Below are 22,443 nucleotides of genomic sequence, written 5' to 3'. Positions count from 1 at the left end.
CCCCGTGTCGACGAGCGCGAGATCCGGTGTCACGGAACTCATTCGGCGAGTCGGTGGGTGCCGTCGCGCACGGTGCCGACGAACTCCTCGATCAGATCCTCCAGCGCGACCACGCCGACCGTGTTGCCCCGGCTGTCCACCACCCGCCCCAGGTGACTGTTGGTCCGGCGCAGCCGCGCCAGCGCCTCGTAGAGCGTGGTGCCGGAGCTGACCGTCGGCAGCGGGCGGATGTCGGTGCGCGGGATCTGCGTCTCCGGTCCCGCGGTGTCGTCGGCGACCTTGTCGAGGACATCCTTGACGTGCAGATAGCCGACCAGCGACCCGTCGGCCGCGCGCACCGGATAGCGCGAGAACCCGGTCTCGCCGACCGCGGCCTCGATGTCGCCGAGCGTGGTGCCGTTGCCGCGCAACGGCACCGAGCGCGCCTGCGCCAGCGGCACCATCACATCGCCGACGATCCGCTCCGAGGTGCCCAGCGCCTGGGTCAGCCTGCGGTGTTCCTCCTCGTCGAGCAGCCCCTCCGAGCGGGACTCGCCGATCATCTCGGCCAGCTCCACCGTGGAGACCGTCGCGTCGAGCTCGTCCTTCGGTTCCACCCGCAGCATCCGCAGCGAGAGGTTGGCGAGGTAGTTGTACAGCGCGATGAGCGGGCGCGCGATCCGCAACCACATCAGGTGGATCGGCACCAGCAGCAGCGCCGAGCGTTCCGGCCCGGCCAGCGCGATGTTCTTCGGCACCATCTCGCCCAGCAGGATGTGCAGGATCACCACCAGCGTCAGCGCGAGGGTGAACGAAACCGGGTGCAGCAGCTGATCGGGCAAGCCCAGCAGCTCGAACGGGCGCTCGAGCAGATGCGCCACCGCGGGTTCACCGACCCGGCCCAGCAGGATCGAGCAGATGGTGATGCCGAGCTGAGCCGCCGCCAGCATGATCGACAGGTTCTCACCCGCCTCGATGACCGTCTTCGCGTTCTTCTTGCCTTGCGCGACAAGAGCCTCGAGCCGGTCGCGCCGCGCCGAGATCAGCGCGAACTCGGCGGCGACGAAGAAGGCGTTGCCCGCCAGCAGCACGACGGTCAGCACGATGCCGAACAGATCACCCATGGTTGTGCTCCCGTGCCGCGAGGTTCGCCGCGTCGACCGGGATCAACCGCACCCGATCGATGCGCCGGCCGTCCATCCGTTCCACCCGGGCGATCCAGCCGCCGCCGGAACCGCGGGATTCGGGCAGCACCACCTCGTCGCCGGTGGCCGGGATCCGGCCGAGCTGAGTCAGCACGAGGCCGCCCAGCGTCTCGTATTCGCCTTCCGGCGCTTCGTATCCGGTCGCGCGCGACACCTCGTCGATGCGCAGCAGACCCGAGCAGTCCCAGCCGTCGGAGACCCGGCGGACATCGCGCTCCTCCTCGTCGTGCTCGTCGCGCACGTCGCCGAGGATCTCCTCGATCAGGTCCTCCATGGTCACCATGCCGGCGGTGCCGCCGTACTCGTCGACGACCAGCGCGACCTGCATGCCGTCGGCGCGCACGCGCTCCATCACGGCGTCGCCGTCGAGACTGGCCGGCACGATCGGGACCGCGACGGCCAGCTTGCTCAGCGGGATCTGCTTGCGCAGATGCGCCGGATGGGTGAACGCCTGCTTGACGTGCACGACGCCCAGCGTGTTGTCCAGGTCGCCGTCGATGACCGGGAACCGGGAGTATCCGGTGCGGGCGGAGGCGGCGATGAGGTCGGCGATGGTGTCGTCGCGATCGAGCGATTCGACCTTCACCCGCGGTGTCATCAGGTCTTCGGCGCTGCGCTCACCGAATTCCAGCGAGCGGTCCATCACCTGCGCGGTGCGCTGGTCCATCGCTCCGCGCAGCGCCGAGGTGCGGACCAGCGAACCCAGCTCCTGCGGCGAGCGGGCCGACCGCAGTTCCTCGGCGGGCTCGATGCCCAGCCTGCGCACGATCCAGTTGGCGGCGCCGTTGAGGAACCGGATCAACCATTTGAACATGGCCGAGAACCCGATCATCGGGCCCGCCGTGAGCCGGGCCGTGGCCATCGGCTTGGCGATGGCGATGTTCTTCGGCACGAGCTCGCCGTAGATCATCGACAGCGAGGTCGCCAGGACCAGCGCCACCACCAGGGCGACGCCGTGCGCGGCGCTCGGGCTCAGACCGGCCGCGTCCAGCAGCGGGTCCAGCAGCCGGGCCAGCACGGGCTCGGCGATGAAGCCGGTGATCAGGGTGGTGATGGTGATGCCGAGCTGCGCACCGGAGAGCTGGAACGACAGGGTGTGGTGGGCCTGCTTGACCAGCCGGGAGCGGACGTCACCTTCGCGGGCCGCGGCCTCGACGGTGCTGCGTTCGAGTGCGGTGAGCGAGAACTCGGCGGCGACGAAGAGCGCCGTGCCGAGGGTGAGTGCGACGAAGCCGAGAAGGCTGAGCACGGTCACAACGATGGACATCCTCAGCACCACCCGGGTGATGCCGTGGGGAGATCGGAGGATCGAACGGACGCTGCGGAAAGGAGGACGCCGGGTTGGTCACCCGGCTCCGTAGAGGAACCCTCCTGTGTGGCGCCCTTGGACGCGGGTGACAACTGGATCCTTTCGAGTGGGGAAGAAAGCACTGCCGAGATCGGCAACTCCATAGTAATCGGTCCCCACCGATGATGTGTCAGCGGCGCGGGTGGGCAGACCGGTGGACCGGCGGAAACGACAGCGGCCGATCGGCACCGGCGTGCCGATCGGCCGTGGTCGGTCGGTCGTCACCAGCCGCTGGGCAGCGGGCGGCCCTCCGCGAATCCGGCCGCGGACTGCACGCCGAGCACGGCGCGTTCGTGGAACTCCGGCAGCGAGCGGGCGCCGGCGTAGGTGCAGGAGCTGCGCACGCCCGAGCAGATGTGGTCGATGAGGTCCTCGACACCGGGGCGCTCGGGGTCCAGGCGCATGCGCGAGCTGGAGATGCCCTCCTCGAACAGCGCCTTGCGGGCCCGGTCGAAGCCGCTGTCGGCGGCGGTGCGGGCGGCCACGGCCCGCTTGGAGGCCATGCCGAAGCTCTCCTTGTAGGCATTGCCGTCGCGGTCGACACGCAGGTCGCCGGGGGATTCGTAGGTGCCGGCGAACCAGGAGCCGATCATCACGTTCGACGCGCCCGCCGCCAGCGCCAGCGCGACATCGCGCGGGTGCCGTACGCCGCCGTCGGCCCACACGTGCACGCCGAGTTCCTTGGCCGCCGCGGCGCATTCGGCCACCGCGGAGAACTGCGGGCGGCCCACGCCGGTCATCATGCGGGTGGTGCACATGGCGCCGGGGCCGACCCCGACCTTGATGATCGTGGCGCCCGCCGCGGCCAGATCGCGGGTGCCCTCGGCGGAGACCACATTGCCCGCGGCCAGCGGCACGCCGAGGCCGAGATCGGCCACGGCGCGCAGCGATTCGAGCATCTTGGCCTGGTGGCCGTGCGCGGTGTCGATGACGAGCACGTCCGCGCCCGCCTCGGCCAGCGCCTTCGCCTTGGCCGCCACGTCACCGTTGATGCCGACCGCGGCGGCGACCCGCAGCTTGCCGTTCGCGTCGATCGCGGGGGTGTAGATGCCGGCCCGGATCGCGCCGGTGCGGGTCATCACCCCGGCCAGCGTGCCGTCGGTGTGGGTGAGTACGGCGAGCTGGGCGTGCGCCTCGGCGAGGCGGTCGAAGATCTCGCGCGGGGATTCGTCGACGGGGGCCTGGACGAAATCGGTGAAGGCGACCTCGCGCAGTCGCGCGAACCGGTCGACGTCCGCGCAGGCGGCCTCGGTGACCACGCCGACCGGCTTGCCGTCCTCGACGATCACGACCGCGCCGTGCGCGCGCTTGTGCATCAGCGCCACCGCGTCGGACACCGAGTGGTCGGGGTCGAGCGTGACGGGGGTGTCGGCGGTGAGCGAGCGGCTCTTGACGAACGCGATGGTGTCGGCGGCCGCCGGGATCGGCAGATCCTGGGGCAGGACGACGAGGCCACCGCGCCGGGCGACGGTCTCGGCCATCCGCTTGCCCGCGACGGCCGTCATGTTCGCGACCACGAGGGGGATGGTGGTGCCGGACCCGTCGACACTGGCCAGGTCCACATCGAACCGGGACGCGACATCGGTCCGGTTCGGGACGAGGAAGAGGTCGTCGTAGGTCAGGTCGTACGGCGGCTGGGGTCCCGGAAGAAATCGCACTTGTTCGATGATAGCCGGGTGAGGTCTGCCGTGGGCGGCACCTCAGTGCGCGGTGTCGGCCGCTTCCGGCAGCGGCGCCGCCTGCGTCCGGCACAGCACGACGGTGGCCCCGCACATCACGACGACGCAGGTCACGACCGCCACCAGGCCGAGATCGTCGGTGCGCAGCTGCTCGTTCAGGGCGGTGAGGCCGAGGAAGGCGGCGGCCAGCGGTTCGGCCACCGCCGCGGCCGGCAGGGAGGCCGACAGTGGTCCGGCTTGGTAGGCCCGCTGCTGGAGGTAGAAGCCGAGCAGACCGGCCCCGACCAGCGCCCAGGTCTGCCAGCCGGTGATCACGCTGCCGGGCCCGTCGCCGAACAGGGTGACCACGCGATCGGTGAGGGCGGCGGCCAGGCCGAACAGCGCGCCACCGGCGAGTCCGAGGCACAGCGCCCGCTCGGACGGATTGCGCAGCAGCACCCCCGCCAGCGTCGCGATCGCGACGACGCTCAGCAGAATCGCCAAGGGCACCAGCCACTCTCGCAGCGGCGCGGTCTGCTCGCCCGCGGTCGGATCGCCGATGACGAGGAACAGGACGAGGGCGGTGACGAGCACCAGCGCCGTCGCGGCGGCCCGGCCGGTGATCCGCTGATGGTTCAACCGCGCGGACAGCGGCAACGCGAAGACCAGGGAGCTCACCAGGATGGGCTGGACGACCAATACCGCGCCGAAGGCCAGCGCGAGCACCTGCATGCCGTACCCGCCGGCATCGCCGACGATCGCGGCCCACCACCGCTTGTTCCGCAGCAGCGAACGCACCAGCGACGCGTCGCCGGGGACCGCGGCGGCCGCGCGCTGCTGCGCCACCGACGCCACCGCGAACAGCATCGCGGCGACGACGGCGCACACGATCGTGGCGATCGAACGGTTCGTCACCAGGTCAGTGTGGCAGCCGGATCACGACGTCGGCGGGAGGCGCCCGGCCGCTTCGAGGGGCCGAGCCGACCGTGGGTGTGGACGCGGGCGGCGCCCGCGATGCGAACACGTCGTCGGCGCCGGATCACGACGTCGGCGACGGCACCGATCCGACGCACTCCGAACAGCAGCGTGGCCGAACCGTAATCGGTTCGGCCACGCGATGATTCAGTTTGCCGAGCGGTTGCGGCGGGCCGCCGGAGCGGCCGGACGCGCGGCTCGACGACGCGAATTCGTCGGCGTGTCGCCGCTGCGGGCGTGTCCGCCGGTGCCCGCGGGCTTGCGGCTGCGGGACTCGCCGGTCGGACGTTCCCGGTGCGGCGCGCCGCCGGTGCGGCTGTGGCCCTGCGCGGCCTCGCTCGCCGGTGCGCCACCGGAGCGGGGGCGTCGCGTGCGTCCACCGGTCGCCGACCTCGGTGCGGTGGCCTGCGCCGGCGCGGCCGGGGCGGCCAGCGCGATGCCGCTGGGCTTGCGCGCGCCGGTGATCTCCACCAGCTTGCGGTCGCCGGGGCGGACGTCGACGCCGTCGGTCTGCACGCCTGCCTTGCGGGTCATCGCGGCGACGTCCTTGCGCTCCTCATCGGTGACGAGGGTGACCACGACACCGTCCTCACCGGCGCGCGCGGTGCGCCCCGCGCGGTGCAGGTAGGCCTTGTGCTCGGCGGGCGGGTCGAAGTGCACGACCAGCGAGACGCCGTCGATGTGGATGCCGCGCGCGGCGACATCGGTGGTCACCAGCACCGGCACCGAGCCGTCGGCGAAGGCCGCCAGCGTACGGGTGCGGTTGTTCTGCGCCTTGCCGCCGTGCAGCGAGCCCGCCGCGACACCGGCGCCGCGCAGCTGCTTGGCCAGCCGGTCGGCGCCGTGCTTGGTGCGCACGAACATGATGGTCAAGCCCTCGCGGGCGGCGATCTCGGTGGCGACCGAACGCTTGACGTTCTTGTCGCGTACGTAGAGCAGGTGGTGCGACATGGTGGTCACCGACGCCTCCGGCGGCGCGGTGGAGTGGGTGACCGGCTGGTGCATGTAGCGCTTGACCAGCTTGTCGACGTCACCGTCGAGGGTGGCCGAGAACAGCAGGCGCTGACCGTCTTTCGGCGTGCGGTCGAGCAAGCGGGTCACCTGGGGCAGGAAGCCCATGTCGGCCATGTGGTCGGCCTCGTCGAGCGCGGTGATCATCACGTCGGACAGATCGGCGGCGCGCTGCTTGATCAGGTCGTCGAGCCGTCCGGGGGTGGCGATGAGCAGGTCGACGCCGCGCGCGAGCCGGTCGGCCTGGCGCTTGATCGGCGCACCGCCGACGACGGAGGCCACGCGCAGGCCGAGCGAGCGCGCGGCCTCGTCGAGCGCGCGTTCGATCTGGGTCGCGAGTTCCCGGGTGGGCACCAGGACCAGGCCGCGCGGGCGGCCCGGCTTGGCGGACGCGCCGGTGAGCCGGGTCAGCATCGGCAGGCCGAAGGCGAGGGTCTTGCCCGAGCCGGTCGGGCCGCGGCCGAGCACGTCACGCCCGGCGAGCGCGTCGCCGATGGTGGCGGCCTGGATGGGGAAGGGCTTCTCGATGCCCGCGTTGCGCAGGGTCTGCACCAGTGCGACGGGCAGACCGAGGTCGGCGAAGGAGGCGTCGGGACGCGGAGAGGAAGACAAAATGGCCTTTCGTTGGGCTGCGCATCGCGCTGGAAGATGACCGGCGCCGATGACCCGGATACGCCGACGGCGTGCACGGGGTGCGGCCCAGCAGGAAGGACCGATCTCCCAGGATAGGCGGGATCGGCGGCGCGTGGGTAAACACGCTGGTCAGGTGACTGTTTGTAGCGAGGATTGTGCGGGTTGGTCCGGCGGCGGCGCGAAGCGTCGATCGGGTCGTCGCCAGGACGGACACGCGGCGGCGAATAGCCAGGTCAGCCCCGGAACAGGCGGTTGAGCTCCTGTAGCCACGGCACCGCGACCGCGAGGGTCGGCACGACCAGGATGGCCGCCGAACCGAGGTAGGCGACGGTGGCGACTCTCACGTCGCCGGTGCGGCCGGCGAGCCGCTGGATGCGGATCAGCGTGCTCGGTCCGCCCGCGGCGAGCGCGCCCTGCGGTGCGGTCGACTTCGCGCAGGCGACCAGCGCGCGGGCCAGCGGCTTGGGGCCGGTCACCTTGACGGCGGAGTCGTCGGCGAGCAGTTCGATCAGCAGTTTCACCGAGCCGAGCGCGGCCTTGCTGCGGACCACCCGGGGGAACGCCTCGTGCACGGCGGTGAACGCCTCGAGCACGAGGTCGTGACGGGCCCGCAGATGGGAGCGCTCGTGGCTGACGATCGCGGTGACCTCGGCATCGTCGAGGCTGGTCAGCGTGCCTTCGCTGAGCACCACCCGCTGCCGCAGCCCGGGCAGGCAGTAGGCGATGGGTTCGGTCGCGGCGAGCACGCGGATATCGGCGGCGCGGCGGACCGGCCCGCTCTGATCCAGCAGATCGACCAGCATGCGATGCCGGGACCTGCGGCGACGGGTGTGCACGCCGACGCGCACGATGGAGAAGATGAGCCGGGCGCCGATCATCAGGGTCAGCGCGAAGACCAGCACGTAGATCGTCCACAGCGGCAGACCGAGGGCGTCGATCTCCTGGGTGGGGGAGGTGGTCGGCCTACCGTCGGGGCCGGGGACGAGCAGCAGGCTGGCGATGGCCAGCCCGGAGCCGAAGGCGCTGAGCACGGCGGCCAGCGCGATGGCCTGCCACAACACCAGGGCCGCGCGCGGGGACCGATGCACCCAGGTCGCGCGGCTGAGCAGCGCTGGTACCGGCCCTGCGAGAAGCAAGGCGAGACCGGCGAAGACTGCCGCGGTTGCGTTCATCGACTCTGCTCACTGCGTTGTGGGACCAGGGGCGCTCACGTCGTTGTGAGAGCCGCCAGGGAGTCTAGCTGCTCTTCTCGTCGGATTCGAGCTTGGCGAGTGCCTCCCGGAGGGCATCGGCCTCGTCCTTGCCCACCTGTTCCACGAAGTGCACCAGTGCCGCGGCACGGCTGCCCGCCGCGTCGGCCTGCTGCAATGCGTCGACCATCAGGCTCGCGACGAGTTCGTCGCGGCTGTGTACCGGTGCGTATCTGTGGGCACGATCATCGCGCCGCTGCACCACCAGATCCTTCTTCGCCAGCCGCTGCAGCACGGTCATCACTGTCGTGTACGCGAGCTCGCGCCGTGCGGCCAGTGCTTCGTGGACCTGCCGCACCGTCTGCGGTTCGTCGGCCGACCACAACTGGTCCATGACCGCTTTTTCGAGTTCGCCGAGTCCTGCCATCCCACAATTTTACGGACTCAACGACAAAGATGCGTACTACAGATTGTCGTAACGGGGGGTTTGCTGGTGTGTCATTCGTCATACCCGTCCGCGCCGTGCACGTGCCGGGTGCCGATCGGGACGATCATCGGCCGCCCCGAGACCGGATCGGTGAGCACGGTCGCGTCGAGTCCGAACACCTCGGCCAGCAGCTCGGCGGTGACGATGTCGGCGGGCTTCCCCCGCGCCACGATGCGCCCGGCCGACATCACCACGAGCTCGTCGCTGTAGCGGATGGCGAGGTTGAGATCGTGCAGCACCATCACCACCGTGCGCCCGAACTCGGCGTGCAGCCGGTCGACGAGGTCGAGCACTTCGAGCGAGTGCGCGAGGTCGAGGTAGGTGGTCGGTTCGTCGAGCAGCAGGATGTCGGTGCCCTGGGCCAGGGCCATCGAGATCCAGGCGCGCTGGCGCTGGCCGCCGGAGAGCTCGTCGAGGGTGCGCTCGGCGAGGTCGGCGATGCCGGTCTGGGCCAGCGCGGCGGCGACCTCGGTCTCGTCGTCGGCCGACCACTGCCGCAGCCAGGACTGGTGCGGGTGCCTGCCACGGGCGACCAGATCCGCGACCGTGAGTCCCTCCGGGGCCACCGGGGTCTGCGGCAGCATGCCGATCACCCGGGCGACGTCCTTGGTCTTCATCGACGAGATGGCCTTGCCGTCGAGCACCACCTGTCCCTCGCGCGGGCGCAGCAGCCTGCCCAGCGACTTGAGCAGCGTCGACTTGCCGCAGCCGTTGGGGCCGATGACGGTGGTGACCACGCCGGGGGCGATGTCGAGGCTGAGCTCGTCGACGATCACCCGCTCGCCGTAGCCGAGGGAGACGCTGTCGGCGGCGAGGCGATGGGCGGGGCTGGTCATGAGAGCGTGGCCTTCCGATTCATGCGGACGAGCAGGTAGAGCAGGAACGGCCCGCCGAGCGCGGCGGTCACGATGCCGACGGGCAGCTCGACGGGAAGCAGTGTGCGCGAGATGATATCGGCCGCCGCGACCAGCCCGGCGCCGGTCAGCGCGGAGGCCAGCAGTGGTTCCCCCGGCGTGCGCAGCGCCATCCTGGCGATCTGCGGCGCCGCGAGCGCCACGAAACCGACCGGCCCGACGGCCGCCGTGGCCACCGACGCCGCCACCACCGCGGCGCCGATGAGCAGCGCCTGCTGGGCCTGGATGCGCACGCCGAGCACCCGGGTCGACTCCTCGCCGAGGCGCAGCGCGGCCAGCGTGCGCGCCGAGACCAGCGCGACGACGGTCACCAGGGCCAATGCGACCACGGCGGGCGCGACCCTGGCCATGTCCGCGGCGTTGAGCGACCCGGTGAGCCAGAGCTGGGCCCTGGCGGCATCGGTGAGGCTGGCCCGGGTGAGCAGCCAGCTGATCACCGACAGGAGTACCGCGTTGACGCCGATGCCGATGAGGACCAGGCGGAATCCGGTGACCCCGCGTTCCCCGGCCCGGCCGCGGCCCCAGGCGAGCAGATAGATCACGACCGCCGTCAGCAGCCCGCCGGTGAGCGCGGCCAGCGGCGCGCCGAGGGTGGCGATCAGCCCCGTGGTCGCGCCGCCGCTGCCGACCAGCACCGCGACGGCGCCGACACTGGCGCCGGTGGTGATCCCGAGGACGTCGGGTCCGGCCAGGGGGTTGTGCAGGATCGACTGCATCAGCGCGCCGGACAGGCCGAGCGCCGCGCCGACCACCACGGCCGTCAGCGCCCGCGGCAGCCGCGACTCGATGATGATGAACCGCTGCGACCGGGTGCCACCGCCGCCGAGCACATCGAGGACCCGGCGCAGCGGGATGTGGGTCTCGCCGACGGCGATGTCCAGGCAGAACAGCGCGAAGACCAGCGCCGCGAGCGCCAGCACGGCCCCGAACAGCACCGGTCGCCACACCAGCGACACCGGCCCGATCCGCAGCGCAGGGCGCACCTTGCGCAGGGCGGCGCCCGCGTCGGTGAGCTTGTCCGTCTCGAGTGTGCTCACAGCGTCACCAACTTCTTGCGGCGCACCAGCGCGATGAAGAACGGCGCGCCGATCGCCGCCAGCATCACGCCGACCTGGAGTTCGCCCGGCCGGGCGACCACCCGGCCCGCGATGTCGGCGACCAGCAGCAACAGTCCACCGATGAGTCCCGAGTAGGGGATCAGCCAGCGATTGTCGGGGCCGGTGATCGTGCGCGCGATATGCGGCACCACCAGGCCGAGGAAGGCGATCGGCCCGATGGCCGCGGTGGCCGCGCCGCTGAGCAGCACCACCGCGAACAGCCCGAACGCGCGCGCCCGGCCGACATCGACGCCGAGCCCGCGGGCGACGTCGTCGCCGAGGCTGAGCAGGTTCAGGCTGGGCGCCGCGGCGACCGCCATCGCCATGCCGACCACGAGGAACGGCAGCACCTGCCAGAACACCCCGCCCTCGCGTCCGTTCACCGTGCCGACGACCCAGAACCGGTAGGTGTCGAGCGCGGCGTTGTCGAGCACGACCACGGCGTTGGTCATCGCCTGGAGGAACGCGGTGACCGCCGCGCCGGCGAGCACCAGGCTCAGCGGACTCGCCTTGCCGCCGCCGATCGAGGACACCCCGAACACGACCACCCCCGCGATCGCCGACCCGGCGAAGGCGAACCAGATGTACTGGCTCGGCGCGGTGAAGCCGAACAGGTAGATGCTGAGCGCGGCCAGGAAGCCCGCGCCCGCATTCAGTCCCAACAAACCGGCATCAGCGAGCGGATTGCGGGTATACCCCTGGATGAGCGCGCCCGCGATGCCCAGTGCCATCCCGGCGACCAGGGCCAACGCGGTGCGCGGCAGACGCAGCTCACGCACGATTTCCTCGGCGGTGGAGCGGGCCGGGCATCGGAACGGGCCGCCGTCGCAGCAGAGAGCGTGTGTGACGGCGTCGAACACCGTGGCCGGTGCGAGCGAGCGGGTACCGATGGCGATGCTCGCCACCACCGCGACGGTGAGCAGTACAACGAGCAGAAGAAGGCCGGTCAGACGACGACGTCTGACGGTGCCAGGGTGGATCACGGCGACGTACTTCTCCTGACTCGAATCCGGACACGACTTGTGAAGTCTGGTAAGCCTAACCTATGTTCCGAGACATCATCGTCACGGGAACCCACTGTTCGAGGAGGTTCGATGCCCGAGCCCGTCACCACCGTCACGTCCCGCAGCACCGCCGCGTTCGATCGCGCGTGCGCCCGGTTGCAATCGCTGCAACCCGAACATCCGCGGGTCTATGCCGTGGCGGCGATGGCCGGTCAGGGTAAACGCCGCTGGTGGCACGTGCCGAACGGCCTGTCCGAGGGCCGCGTCGAACTCATGTACCGCAGGCACGCCGCCGAGATGATCAACGACGACATCGCCGCCGAGGTGGTGGCGACCGCCCTCATCCACGCCGTCGCGGGCCGGGTGACGGCCCTGTTCGTGATGGCCGGCCGTGCCTGGGACCCCGGCCGCGACAACCTCTGGATCCACCACGACAACGACGGCGGCATCGACTGGGCGGGCTTGTCCGACACCACGATTCGCGTCGTCGACGGTGACCCCGAGGTCGACGAGCGCGACACCGTCGCCCTGCCCTGTGAGGCGGCGATGGCGGTCTGGCTGGCCCAGCGGTGCGCGTCCTCGCTGATCCCGCTGCAATCGGTGCTCACCCGCTGCTCGGGCCTGCCCGCGCGCCGGTTCTGGTCGCTGGTCGGCGAATCCGTCATCGGCGCGGCGACCTACGTGCCCGACCTGGCTCGCACCGACGCCACCGCGGGTGCCCGGCGCGGCCAGCTGCTGCTCGGCGCGCTCGAGGATCGGGGCCTGCCGGTGCGCCGGACCAGCTGCCTGCAACGCTAGGGATCGGTCGACGCGCGCAGCGCGGCGGCGAGTTCTCGGAAGGACCGCAGCAGCAGCTCGCCGTAGTGCTCCGGGTCCGGCATCATCGCGGGATTCGTGGTCACCGCGATGACGATCTCGTCACCCTGCGAGGTGATCAGGTGCCGCAGGCCGTCACCGTCGAGGATCGGCAGCGAGCCGACGACCCGGCGGATCGGGCGGTCGCAGAAGACCAGGGTGTCGGTCACCGGCGGCACGTTGCTGATGGTGGTGTTGCACAGCGGTACCGTCGCCGCGTCGTCGAAACGTCGTTGCGCCCTGGCCCATCCGGCGGCGCGCAGCAGCAGGGCGGGCGCGGTCTCCACCCGGCGGTCCCCACGCCGCACCACCGGATCGGCGGTGCGCTGTTTGGCCAGGTCCGCCGATCGCTTGAGCGCGGTCAGCCGGGCGAGGGGGTCGGTGCGGTCGGTGTGCAGGTCGACGATCATCTGACAGAGCTGATTCGCCGAATCCCAGTCGGCGACACCGCGCATCGACATCGGCACCATCGCGGCGAGCGAGCCCTCGGGCGTCTCGTCGTGCTCGGCCAGATAGGCGGCCAGCGCGCCGGCGATCGTCGTCAGCATCAGGTCGTTGATCGTCACCCGCTGCGGCGCGGCGGTCTTCGCGGCAAGCACCTCCGGCAGCGGAATCGGGAACAGGTGAAAGGTGAGCTCCGCGTGGATGTCCCGGTTGAACCGGGTCGCCGGACGCTCGGCCACCGGCTCGTGCACGGCGCCCGCCTCGACCAGCGCGCGCAGTTCGTCCCGCGCCGCGCGGGCCCGCCGCAGTCCGCCGACGAACTGCGCGGGCCGCAGCGGGAGCGCGGCGGTCGTCCGGAGCGCCCGCACCAGCGGACGCGGTTCGTCGAGCCGGATCGCGGGCGCCGGGGCGGTACCGAACAGCCGCTGCTCGAGCGCGCGGGTGGCGACGCCGTCGCCGACGCTGTGATGGAACGCGAGCACCACGATCGTGGTCGGGCCCGGCATCGCCGGGACACCCTCGATGCGATCGAGCACGTGGATCTGCCAGGGCGGCCGCGTCAGATCCATTCTCGTGGCGGTGATCTCGGCGATCCGGGCGCGCGCGTCGTCCCAGGTTCCGGCACCCGGCCGCGTCAGGGTGACGTGCTCGCGCACCGACAGGGACGGATCGGGCACCCAGTACGGCAGATCCAGATCCATCGGCACGCGCTGGAGCCGTCGGTGGAACAGCGCCGCGTGCCCGATACCCGCCCGCGCCCAGTCCAGCACCTCGCCGAGGGTCAACGGTTCCCGGTCCGACGCGTCGGCGAAGTACACCCCGACGACGTTGGACAGGTGGCGGTCGGTCTCGTCGTAGACGAACACCGCGTCGCGCGGGCGCAGCTGCTCGGTGCCGACGCGCAGTTCGGCGCTCACAGGCCGAGTGCCGTCGCCATCATCGGCCACGACTCGTGCAGATCGTCTTCCCAATAGCCCCACGAATGGGTGCCGGTCGGCCGGAGGTTGTAGGTGATATTCGTGCGGCCGAGTTCGCGGGTGCGCTGAGCCAGATTGGCCGTGCAATACATCGTCGCCGCCTCGATACCGCCACCGACGATCATCTGATTCGTCAGAATGGAGGTCGGATTCTTTCCATTGATATGGACGCGCGGATTGTCGAGAGTATCGTGAATTCCGGGCAAACCCGTGCCGGCGGAAATGTACATCGGGATATTCGGCAAGCGGTGGGCCTGGACGAAGGGGTCGTGTTCGCGCCAGGCGGCGTCGGTGACCGGACCCCACATGTTCTCGACGTCGCCGCCGCCCATACGCACCACCGTCGAGACGAAGGCTCGCCCGATCGGGTCGCTGGTCATCGCGCAGCCGCTGTAGGCCGACACGCTGCGGTACAGGTCGGGGGCCTGGATCGCGAGGTCGAGGACCGATGTGCCCGCCATCGAGATGCCCGCCAGCGAGTTGACGCCGTTCGTCCCGAAGGCGGCGTCGACGACCGGCGGCAGTTCCTGGGTCAGGAAGGTCGTCCACATGTTGCGGCCGTTGTTCTCGAGGTTCTTGCCGAGTTTCTCGTCGGGGCGCAGCCAGTCGGTGTAGTAGCTGAACGCGCCTTCCATCGGGATGACGACATTGACGTGTTTGTCGGCGAAGAACCCGCCCGCATCGGTCTGCCCCGGCCAGTTGGCCGAGTCCTCGCCGCCGCCCGCGCCGTTGAGCAGGTACAACGTCGGCGCCGGGGTCGAGGCATCGACCGGTCGCAGGACGCGCACCGCGATCGTGCGATCCATGGCGGGGGAGTAGACGCTGATGTCGGCGACCTGGCCGGATTCGGTCCGGCTGACCAGCCGGGCGCCGGGGGTGGCTCCGGCCTGCGCGGTGTCGACGAACACGGGCGTCGCGGCGACAGCCACGACGCAGGCGGCCGCGACGAGCGCGCGGAGCATGTCGATCTTCATGGTGATGCGAGCCTGCTGACTTCTCGGGCGGATGCGGGGGCGGGCCGGTGGGCGACCTGCCCCCACACCGCGCTGAAACTACGTGCGCTGGTGATTATTTGCCCGGGGTGGGCGTGCCACCGCTGACGGTGATCAGCGCCTGGATGAAGGGCAGCGCGGCATTGCTGAGGCTGCCGGCGCCGGTCTCCAGCAGTTCGTAGAGGGAACCCATGTCGTACTCCTGAGGATCGGTGGGGTGGGCGGTTTACGGGAAGAAGGCTTCTACCGAGCCCAGGAAGACGGCGAGCAGGCCGTCACCTTCGGCCGCGGAACCCAAGCCCGCGATCGCCGCCATCATCAGCTCTGTCAACGAACCCATGGTCGAACTCCTTGCTTGATTGTCGAGAAACCTGAGGTCAGCGGGTGGATCAGCCGCCGATGGGCGTGCCACCGCTCAGGGAGATCAGCGCCTGGACGAGGGGCAGGGTGGTATCGCCGAGACTGGCCATGCCGGTCGCGAACATTTCGTAGAGGGAACCCATGTATTACTCCTGCGGGTGTTTTCGGATTACGGGAAGAACGCTTCGACGGAGCCCAGGAAGGTCTCGAGCAGAAGATCTCCTTGGTTCGCGGAAGCCATTCCTCCCAGTACGCCGAGTAGCAGCTCATCGAACGAGCCCATGCAGTATCTCCTTGCGCTGTTGTCATGCCCCCGAAAATGGGGTGGTCCCTCTTCCCGGGGCGGTCATCACGTCGTAACTCGATGTGATGCCGGTAACGTAGCGCTGCCGCCACAGTGTGGCAACCCACTGTTTCACTCATGGTGATTCGTTCATTCTTTTCTTTCCTTCTGGAAGCTGCTCGACGATTGCCGTCCGGCGTGGCGGAGCTACGTGTGACCTGTGGTTACGGCGACTGTCTGGTACGGCGACTCCGGGTGGACGCTGCGAACGGAGCTGTTCACGACGAGTGCGTCAAGTGGGGTGGATTTCGACCTGTGGTCGGCCTGATCTGCGATGAGTCGTCGTCGCGGGTGGGGCGGAGGGAGTTCTGATGGTGGCACTCGCGATGGGGGCGGTGTGCTGCGGGGGCACCGCCGCAGCGCCTGAAGTGAGCGGACGTGTGGCAACAGTCGCGCACCGGCCTGTTCGCCGGTCCCCACTTTCCGCGGATTCGAACAGTGTTCGGCGGCCTCATTCTTCTCGCCGCGCGGTGTTGATCAGTTATTCGGTTCAGCTATTGATGCTGTGCTGCTCGGGTGAGAGGGGTTGCCGGAAACGGGGCGGAGGCGGACCGTGACCGGCCCGCCCCCGCGCTGTTTCGCTGTGTGCTATTTACCCGGCGTCGGCGTGCCGCCGCTGACGGTGATCAGCGCCTGGATGAAAGGCAGCACGGCATCGCTCAAACTGCCCGCGCCGGTCTGCATCAATTCGTAGAGAGATCCCATGGTTATTGTCCTTGCCTCGGGAGGGTTGCCGGACTCGTCGACGAGTCCGGCAGGGGGGGTGTCACCGGCAGTTTTTACGGGAAGAATGCCTCGACGGAGCCGAGGAAGACCGCCAGGAGTCCATCGCCCTCGACCATCGAACCCAATCCCGCAATGGCGGCCATCATTATCTCGGTCAGCGAACCCATGGTAAATCTCCTTGCATGATCGATGAGCATCCCGCCGGAAATGGAGGACCCGTCGGCCGGGATGGGGATCACAATCAGATCTCCTCTGCTGTGATGTGGGTAACGTAGCCCCGCTCATTTCCCTCGGCAAGGAAATCGGCCGATTCGCGAAATTCGAATCCAGATACTTCCTGGTGGAACTACTGGCCGGTAGTGGTGTCCTGTCACAGCCGATCGCGGCGTGACCTGTGCCGACGACCGGTCCCGTCAGGTCGACGGCGAACAATCACGTTCGCCGTCGACGCCGTCAATCCCCCTGGCGAGGAGCACGCCGGAGACGTGCCGGAATCCGGTACTGGCGGCTCACCGCGACCCTCACCGGCGCCACGGTGACCTCCGGTGCCGCCCACCTCTGGCTCTTCGACGCGCTGACCGTGTCGGTGGCATGAGAAAGGGGAGGCCGATGATCCGGCCTCCCCTTCGGTTCGCGACGACTCAGGGCACCACTTCGACGACGTCGCCCGGTTCCAGCCACTCGTAGTGCGCCTTGGCGCCTTCGGGCGTCAGCCGGATGCAGCCGTGGGACTGCTCCTCGGTGGGCCCGATGTGATAGGCGATGTCGCCGTTGAAGAACACCGCGTACTCCATCGGCGCGTTGTGCAGGGTGCTCCAGTGGAACGGCTTCTTGAACGCCACCTTGAAGACGCCGGGCGGGGTCTCGTAACCCGGACGGCCGTGCGACATCGGGGTCGGCCCGTAGGTCACCTTGCCGTTGTCCATCAGCCAGGCATTGTTGGTGGACAGCTGCAGGCAGGCGCGCGCCTTCTCACTACACGGCGCGACCACCGGCTCCGGCGGCGGCGCGGGAATGATCGCCGGAACGCCGGGCACATCGGGACCGCCGGGCCACAGCGGCTCGGCCTGCACCGGTGCCGCGACGGCGGCACCGGCGACGGCCGCGCACATGGCCGCTTGCGCGGCCCAGCGGGGGATACGACTACTACTCACGAAATCTTGCCTCTCTCGCCGCGCCCACCCCTGGCCGTCGTGCGCCCAGAACATGAGCTTTCAACATCGACACAAGCCTCGGAAACATAGAGGTAGGTGTGATCATGGAGTATTGCGATCGTGTTGAGCAAGCCCACGCGGCCGGCTGCGGCGTGCCGTCACGCGGCCCGCGCGCTCTCCGGCCGGAACGCCCGGGCGACCAACGGCGGCCGCATCGTCAGCGGGTGAGCTGATTGCGCAGCCAGGGGGCGGTTTCGACGCCGGGACCCGCAGGGCGCCGCTCGCGCTGACCGACCGCGCGGTGGCGTGCAACCCCCCCGCTCGTCGCGGGCAGCACGCCCGTGGCGTCGGCGATGCGCACCGCGCGGGTCGACGCCGTTGCCGCCGGGACGCGGCTCGGGTGCGAGTTCGACGGCCGTCGGTTCGGCGTCGTGCCGGGCGAGCCGGTAGGTGAGGGTGGGCCTGCCGATGCCGGCGCCGGAGCTGAGAGGGCGTGGACGGGTCGGCGTGGTGACTCTCCGCGAAGGGGCTGACCCATGGTCAGTCCCCGCGCGGTAGATTCTGACCGCCGGTCAGTGAAGGGCGCTAGGATGTCGCGATGACCGACGAGCGGATGCCGGGTACCCGCGAGCGCATCCTGATGGTCGCCCTGGAACTGTTCGGTGCGCACGGATACCACCGCACCACGGTCCGGGCGATCGCCGATCGGCTGGATATCTCCAAAGCCGGTGTGCTCTATCACTTTCCGAGCAAAGACGACATCCTCGCCGGACTCGCCGAGCCGCTGCTCGCCGCTATGGCGGCGGCGGTCGCCGAGGCCGCCCACCCCGATCCGCGCACGGCCCGGCGGCGCGTCCTCGAAGGACTGCTCGACGTCTTCCTCGAACACCGGTATCTGTTGCGGCTCACCGTGAACGACCTGGCCCTCGCCGCGCCGGGCGCGATCTTCGAGCGGTTCCGTGCCACGATGCTGGCCGCGCACCGGCTCGTCGCCGGGCCGAGTCCGGCGCTGGCCGACCGGGTCCGCGCGGCGCAAGCGCTGGGCGCGCTCAGCGATCCGGTGGTGGTGTTCGCCGCGGAATCACCCGGCGACCTGCGGGCAGAGGTGCTGGCCGGGGTGGAACTGCTCTATCCCGCGGACGCCGGTCGGGTGGTCGCCACGCGCGGGCGCCCGGCGGCTCTGGACGCGGAACGCATCGCGACCGCGCGCCGGATGAGCGGGGTGGAACAGCGCAGCGCCACCGAGATCGCGGCCGCGCTCGGCGTCTCTCGCGCGACGGTGTACCGGTATCTCCAATAGATGATTATGAGACTCTTTGTGAGACAGATGAGACAAGTCGGGGTGAGGGTTGACCACTTAGGTAAGCCTGACCTATGCTCATCTCGGCGTATGGATGAGCCGGTGGTCCCGAGGGCTGCGGTCGACCCCCTCATTCCTGCCGCGGCGGGCTCCGTCCCAGTGACGGGGTCCGCCGCTTCGTCTCCCGGGGTGTCGGCCGCCGAATTCGATGGTGTAGACCGGAACGTATGACCGACAACACCCTGTCTCTGGCCGAGATCACCCCGGAGCTGATGACCAAGGCCAGCGAAGGCACCTTCACCGATCTGATCGGTTTGCGCTACACGGAGGTGAGCCCCGACCGGGTGCGCGGCGAATGGGAGGTGCGCCCGCAGTTGCACCAGCCCGCGGGCATCCAGAACGGCGGCGTCTACTGCACCGTCATCGAGACCCTGGCCAGCGTGGGCGCCGGCGTCTGGTTCGGCGAGCGCGGCTCGGTCGTCGGTGTCAACAACAACACCGACTTCCTGCGCGCGGTCCGCGAGGGCGTCCTCACCGGCGAGGCCACCCCCCTCCACCGCGGCCGCAGCCAGCAGCTGTGGGTCGTGGTGATCACCGACGCCGAGGGCCGCACCGTCGCCCGCGGCCAGGTCCGCCTACAGAATCTCGCCGCCTGACCCCACTCCTTCCGTGGTGACCCGCCACCCCTCGCGGCCGGGCACGTCGACGACCAGCGCCCCGATGTTCCACGCGTCGTCCTCGCCGCGATGGTGGCGGCCTTCGAGCGGCAATCCGGCGATGTGGAGCGCCCCCGCCATGTCCTGCTGCTTGCGCAACCCGTAGCTCTCGGCGAAGACCTGCTCGGCGTTGGTGTGCCGGCCACGGAAGGGATACCGCACGCCCGTGGCCGCGCACTGCGCGAGGAACTGCTTGCGGTCGTAGTCACCCCAGCTCGCCCACTGCCGCGACCCCGAGTCGAACTCGGTTGCCGGCAACCGGCAGGCCTCGGCGAACGTGACACCCCCGTCGACCTGCTCCTGCGTGAGGCCGGCCAGCTCCGTGCAGAACGCGCTCACCGTCGACCGCGCGGGCCGCACGAGAATCCCATGCCTGCTCACCCGCTTCCGCATCCCGAGATCGACCACGGTGAGTCCGATCTCGATGATCTCGCCGCACTGCCCCGACGGCACCGCGCCCGCCCAGCACGTCGCCTCCACGTCGACCACATCGAGCAGCCCGGTCCCTTCGTCCATGCCGAGCGACGTCAGGCGCGGGTCGCGCGGCGTGCCACCGATTTCGACCTCGGTGCCGGAGTGCGGGTTCGGGACCGGCCGATGGGAGAGACCGAGCGGTCGGTAATCGTGTCGGGTGGACGGGCGAGGGCGCGTCGGGCGTGTCAGAATGTCGGACACCCGTCCACGATCCGCGAGGAGACCCGATGCGCCTGTCGCCGCACGAGCAGGAACGGCTGCTGCTGAGCTACGCGGCCGAACTCGCCCGCCGCAGGCAGGCGCGGGGACTCAAGCTCAACCACCCCGAGGCGGTCGCCCTGATCACCGATCACGTGCTCGAAGGGGCGCGGGACGGGCGGACCGTGGCCGAGCTGATGTCCTCGGGCCGCTCGGTGCTCACCCGCGACGACGTCATGGACGGGGTGCCGGAGATGATCCACGACGTGCAGGTCGAGGCGACCTTCCCCGACGGCACCAAACTCGTCACCGTGCACCACCCGATCGGATAGGCGAGGTCCATGATTCCCGGTGAATACCTCTGTGCCGAGGGCACGATCGAACTCAACGCGGGCGCGGTGCGCCTCGCGCTCGACGTCGTCAACACCGGCGACCGCCCCGTCCAGGTCGGCAGCCACGTCCATTTCCCGCAGGCCAACGCCGCCTTGGACTTCGACCGCGCGGCCGCCCACGGCCACCGCCTCGACATCCCCGCCGGCACCGCTGTCCGCTTCGAACCCGGTCTGCCACAACGAGTCTCGCTGGTGCCGATCGGCGGCACCCGCGAGGTGTACGGGATCAGCGCCAACCCGCCGGGCCGCCTCGATGCGTGAGAACACGACCTCTTCGGGAGAGAACCGATGACCGAACTGAGCCGCGCCCGCTACGCCGAACTGTTCGGGCCGACCACCGGCGACCGCATCCGGCTCGCCGACACCGACCTGATCATCGAGATCACCGAGGACCGCAGCGGCGGACCGGGACTCGCCGGTGAGGAAGCCGTCTTCGGCGGCGGCAAGGTGCTGCGCGAGTCGATGGGCCAGTCCCGGGCCACCCGCGCCGACGGCGCCCCCGACACCGTCATCACCGGCGTGGTGATCATCGACCACTGGGGCATCATCAAGGCCGACGTCGGCATCCGCGAGGGCCGCATCTGCGGCATCGGCAAGGCGGGCAACCCCGACACCATGTCGGGCGTGCACCCGGACCTGGTCGTCGGCCCGTCGACGGAGATCATCGCGGGCAACGGCCGCATCCTCACCGCGGGCGCCATCGACTGTCACGTGCACTTCATCTGTCCGCAGCTGCTCGACGAGGCGCTCGGCGGCGGCATCACCACGCTCATCGGCGGCGGCACCGGCCCGGCCGAGGGCTCCAAGGCCACCACCGTCACCCCCGGCTCCTGGCACCTGGCCCGGATGCTGGAAGCGCTGGACCACTGGCCGATGAACATCGTGCTGCTCGGCAAGGGCAACACGGTCAGCCAGGAATCCATGTGGGAGCAGTTGCGCGGCGGCGCTTCGGGTTTCAAGCTGCACGAGGACTGGGGTTCCACGCCCGCCGCGATCGATGCCTGCCTCACCGTCGCCGACGCGGCGGGGGTGCAGGTGGCGCTGCACTCGGACACGTTGAACGAGGCCGGTTTCGTCGAGGACACCCTGGCCGCCATCGCCGGCCGCGGCATCCACGCCTATCACACCGAGGGCGCGGGCGGCGGGCACGCGCCCGACATCATCACCGTCGCCTCGCATCCGAACGTGCTGCCCAGTTCCACCAACCCCACCCGGCCGCACACGGTCAACACCCTCGACGAGCACCTCGACATGCTCATGGTGTGTCACCACCTGAGCCCGTCGATCCCCGAGGATCTGGCCTTCGCCGAATCGCGGATCCGCCCGTCCACCATCGCCGCCGAGGACCTGCTGCACGACCTGGGCGCCATCTCGATGATCGGCTCGGACTCGCAGGCCATGGGCCGCATCGGCGAGGTGGTGATGCGCACCTGGCAGACCGCGCACGTGATGAAGCGCCGCCGTGGCGCCCTGCCCGGCGACGGCGCGGCCGACAACGCCCGCGTGCAGCGCTACATCGCGAAATACACCATCTGCCCGGCGGTCTCGCACGGCCTCGACGACGAGATCGGCTCGGTGGAGGTCGGCAAACTGGCCGATCTGGTGCTGTGGGAGCCCGCCTTCTTCGGTGTCCGCCCGCACGCGGTGCTCAAGGGCGGCATGATCGCCTGGGCCGCGATGGGTGACGCCAACGCCTCCATCCCCACCCCGCAGCCGGTGCTGCCACGGCCGATGTTCGGCGCCGCGGCGCCCGCCGCCGCGGCCACCTCGCTGCACTTCGTCTCCGAGCAGGCCATCGACGACGGTCTCGCGAATCGGCTGGCCGTGCGCCGGAAGCTGGTGCCGGTCAAGAACGTCCGCCGGGTCACCAAGGCCGACATGCCGCGCAACGACGCCATGCCGCGCATCGAGGTGGACCCCGACACCTTCACCGTCCGGGTCGACGGCGAGGTGTGGGCCGAGGACCCGGCCACCGAACTGCCGATGGCCCAGCGCTACTTCCTGTTCTGAG

20 protein-coding genes are annotated in these 22,443 nt (G+C 70.1%); 6 read left to right on the top strand and 14 right to left on the bottom strand.

Annotation, left to right across the window (positions count from 1 at the left end; all coding sequences use genetic code 11):
* Positions 1-38: 38 nt before the first annotated feature.
* The 10 genes from Q7X29_RS22240 to Q7X29_RS22195 all read right to left on the bottom strand — a co-directional run bounded on the left by Q7X29_RS22240 (position 39) and on the right by Q7X29_RS22195 (position 11,480).
* Positions 39-1,103: a hemolysin family protein gene (locus tag Q7X29_RS22240; RefSeq protein WP_218716528.1), complete on the bottom strand. Its 1,065-nt coding sequence runs from the start codon at positions 1,101-1,103 to the stop codon at positions 39-41.
* On the bottom strand, positions 1,096-2,451 hold the full coding sequence (locus Q7X29_RS22235; RefSeq protein WP_316575268.1) for a hemolysin family protein: 1,356 nt from the start codon (positions 2,449-2,451) through the stop codon (positions 1,096-1,098). Before Q7X29_RS22235 ends, Q7X29_RS22240 begins: the two co-directional genes overlap by 8 nt.
* Before the next feature lie 302 nt (positions 2,452-2,753).
* Positions 2,754-4,190, bottom strand: a complete 1,437-nt coding sequence (locus Q7X29_RS22230) for a GuaB1 family IMP dehydrogenase-related protein (protein ID WP_316575267.1) — start codon at positions 4,188-4,190, stop codon at positions 2,754-2,756.
* 42 nt (positions 4,191-4,232) lie between these two features.
* Positions 4,233-5,105 carry a DMT family transporter gene (locus tag Q7X29_RS22225; protein ID WP_316575266.1) on the bottom strand — a complete coding sequence of 291 codons (873 nt, stop codon included), beginning with the start codon at positions 5,103-5,105 and terminating at the stop codon, positions 4,233-4,235.
* Between the two features lie 207 nt (positions 5,106-5,312).
* The gene (locus Q7X29_RS22220; protein ID WP_316575265.1) at positions 5,313-6,788 is read right to left on the bottom strand and encodes a DEAD/DEAH box helicase; all 1,476 of its coding nucleotides are present in this window, start codon (positions 6,786-6,788) and stop codon (positions 5,313-5,315) included.
* 254 nt (positions 6,789-7,042) lie between these two features.
* Positions 7,043-7,981, bottom strand: coding sequence for a M56 family metallopeptidase (locus Q7X29_RS22215; protein ID WP_218715956.1), 939 nt, complete (start codon positions 7,979-7,981; stop codon positions 7,043-7,045).
* A 64-nt stretch (positions 7,982-8,045) separates the two neighbouring features.
* Positions 8,046-8,426: a BlaI/MecI/CopY family transcriptional regulator gene (locus tag Q7X29_RS22210; RefSeq protein WP_019047691.1), complete on the bottom strand. Its 381-nt coding sequence runs from the start codon at positions 8,424-8,426 to the stop codon at positions 8,046-8,048.
* Positions 8,427-8,497: 71 nt separating this feature from the next.
* Positions 8,498-9,322 (bottom strand): ABC transporter ATP-binding protein, encoded by an 825-nt coding sequence (locus Q7X29_RS22205; protein WP_316575264.1) that lies wholly within the window; start codon positions 9,320-9,322, stop codon positions 8,498-8,500.
* Positions 9,319-10,437 (bottom strand): FecCD family ABC transporter permease, encoded by a 1,119-nt coding sequence (locus tag Q7X29_RS22200; protein WP_316575263.1) that lies wholly within the window; start codon positions 10,435-10,437, stop codon positions 9,319-9,321. The genes Q7X29_RS22205 and Q7X29_RS22200 overlap by 4 nt, the downstream gene beginning before the upstream one ends.
* The gene (locus Q7X29_RS22195; RefSeq protein ID WP_316575262.1) at positions 10,434-11,480 is read right to left on the bottom strand and encodes a FecCD family ABC transporter permease; all 1,047 of its coding nucleotides are present in this window, start codon (positions 11,478-11,480) and stop codon (positions 10,434-10,436) included. The genes Q7X29_RS22200 and Q7X29_RS22195 overlap by 4 nt, the downstream gene beginning before the upstream one ends.
* A 111-nt stretch (positions 11,481-11,591) precedes the next feature.
* Between Q7X29_RS22195 and Q7X29_RS22190 the strand changes: the two genes are divergently transcribed.
* On the top strand, positions 11,592-12,299 hold the full coding sequence (locus Q7X29_RS22190; protein WP_218715952.1) for a hypothetical protein: 708 nt from the start codon (positions 11,592-11,594) through the stop codon (positions 12,297-12,299).
* Here the strand turns inward: Q7X29_RS22190 and Q7X29_RS22185 are convergent.
* From Q7X29_RS22185 to Q7X29_RS22175, 3 genes are all read right to left on the bottom strand, one after another.
* On the bottom strand, positions 12,296-13,717 hold the full coding sequence (locus tag Q7X29_RS22185) for a wax ester/triacylglycerol synthase domain-containing protein (protein ID WP_218715951.1): 1,422 nt from the start codon (positions 13,715-13,717) through the stop codon (positions 12,296-12,298). The genes Q7X29_RS22190 and Q7X29_RS22185 overlap by 4 nt on opposite strands.
* Positions 13,714-14,751 (bottom strand): alpha/beta hydrolase, encoded by a 1,038-nt coding sequence (locus tag Q7X29_RS22180; RefSeq protein ID WP_316575261.1) that lies wholly within the window; start codon positions 14,749-14,751, stop codon positions 13,714-13,716. The genes Q7X29_RS22185 and Q7X29_RS22180 overlap by 4 nt, the downstream gene beginning before the upstream one ends.
* Before the next feature lie 2,088 nt (positions 14,752-16,839).
* Positions 16,840-17,352, bottom strand: a complete 513-nt coding sequence (locus Q7X29_RS22175) for a L,D-transpeptidase (RefSeq protein WP_316575260.1) — start codon at positions 17,350-17,352, stop codon at positions 16,840-16,842.
* Between the two features lie 598 nt (positions 17,353-17,950).
* Here Q7X29_RS22175 and Q7X29_RS22170 point away from each other — a divergent pair.
* A complete protein-coding gene (locus Q7X29_RS22170) occupies positions 17,951-18,652 on the top strand; it encodes a TetR family transcriptional regulator (protein WP_316575259.1) in 702 nt (233 codons plus the stop codon).
* Between the two features lie 272 nt (positions 18,653-18,924).
* Positions 18,925-19,308 (top strand): PaaI family thioesterase, encoded by a 384-nt coding sequence (locus tag Q7X29_RS22165; protein WP_316575404.1) that lies wholly within the window; start codon positions 18,925-18,927, stop codon positions 19,306-19,308.
* Here Q7X29_RS22165 and Q7X29_RS22160 read toward each other — a convergent pair.
* The gene (locus Q7X29_RS22160) at positions 19,288-19,884 is read right to left on the bottom strand and encodes a 3'-5' exonuclease (protein ID WP_316575258.1); all 597 of its coding nucleotides are present in this window, start codon (positions 19,882-19,884) and stop codon (positions 19,288-19,290) included. The two genes, Q7X29_RS22165 and Q7X29_RS22160, sit on opposite strands and share 21 nt — an antisense overlap.
* 185 nt (positions 19,885-20,069) lie before the next feature.
* Between Q7X29_RS22160 and Q7X29_RS22155 the strand changes: the two genes are divergently transcribed.
* From Q7X29_RS22155 to Q7X29_RS22145, 3 genes are read left to right on the top strand one after another with little or no spacing between them, the layout of a single operon-like run.
* Positions 20,070-20,372 carry an urease subunit gamma gene (locus tag Q7X29_RS22155; protein WP_218716289.1) on the top strand — a complete coding sequence of 101 codons (303 nt, stop codon included), beginning with the start codon at positions 20,070-20,072 and terminating at the stop codon, positions 20,370-20,372.
* A gap of 9 nt (positions 20,373-20,381) precedes the next feature.
* The gene (locus tag Q7X29_RS22150) at positions 20,382-20,693 is read left to right on the top strand and encodes an urease subunit beta (RefSeq protein ID WP_316575257.1); all 312 of its coding nucleotides are present in this window, start codon (positions 20,382-20,384) and stop codon (positions 20,691-20,693) included.
* 27 nt (positions 20,694-20,720) lie between these two features.
* Complete coding sequence (locus Q7X29_RS22145) at positions 20,721-22,442, top strand: urease subunit alpha (protein WP_316575256.1); 1,722 nt, start codon at positions 20,721-20,723, stop codon at positions 22,440-22,442.
* Position 22,443: the final 1 nt, after the last annotated feature.

This window comes from Nocardia canadensis (genome assembly GCF_032656385.1).
Classification (GTDB): Bacteria; Actinomycetota; Actinomycetes; order Mycobacteriales; family Mycobacteriaceae; genus Nocardia; species Nocardia canadensis.
The sequence above is the reverse complement of the archived record's forward strand: the minus strand, read 5'-3'. Positions and strand labels throughout refer to the sequence as shown.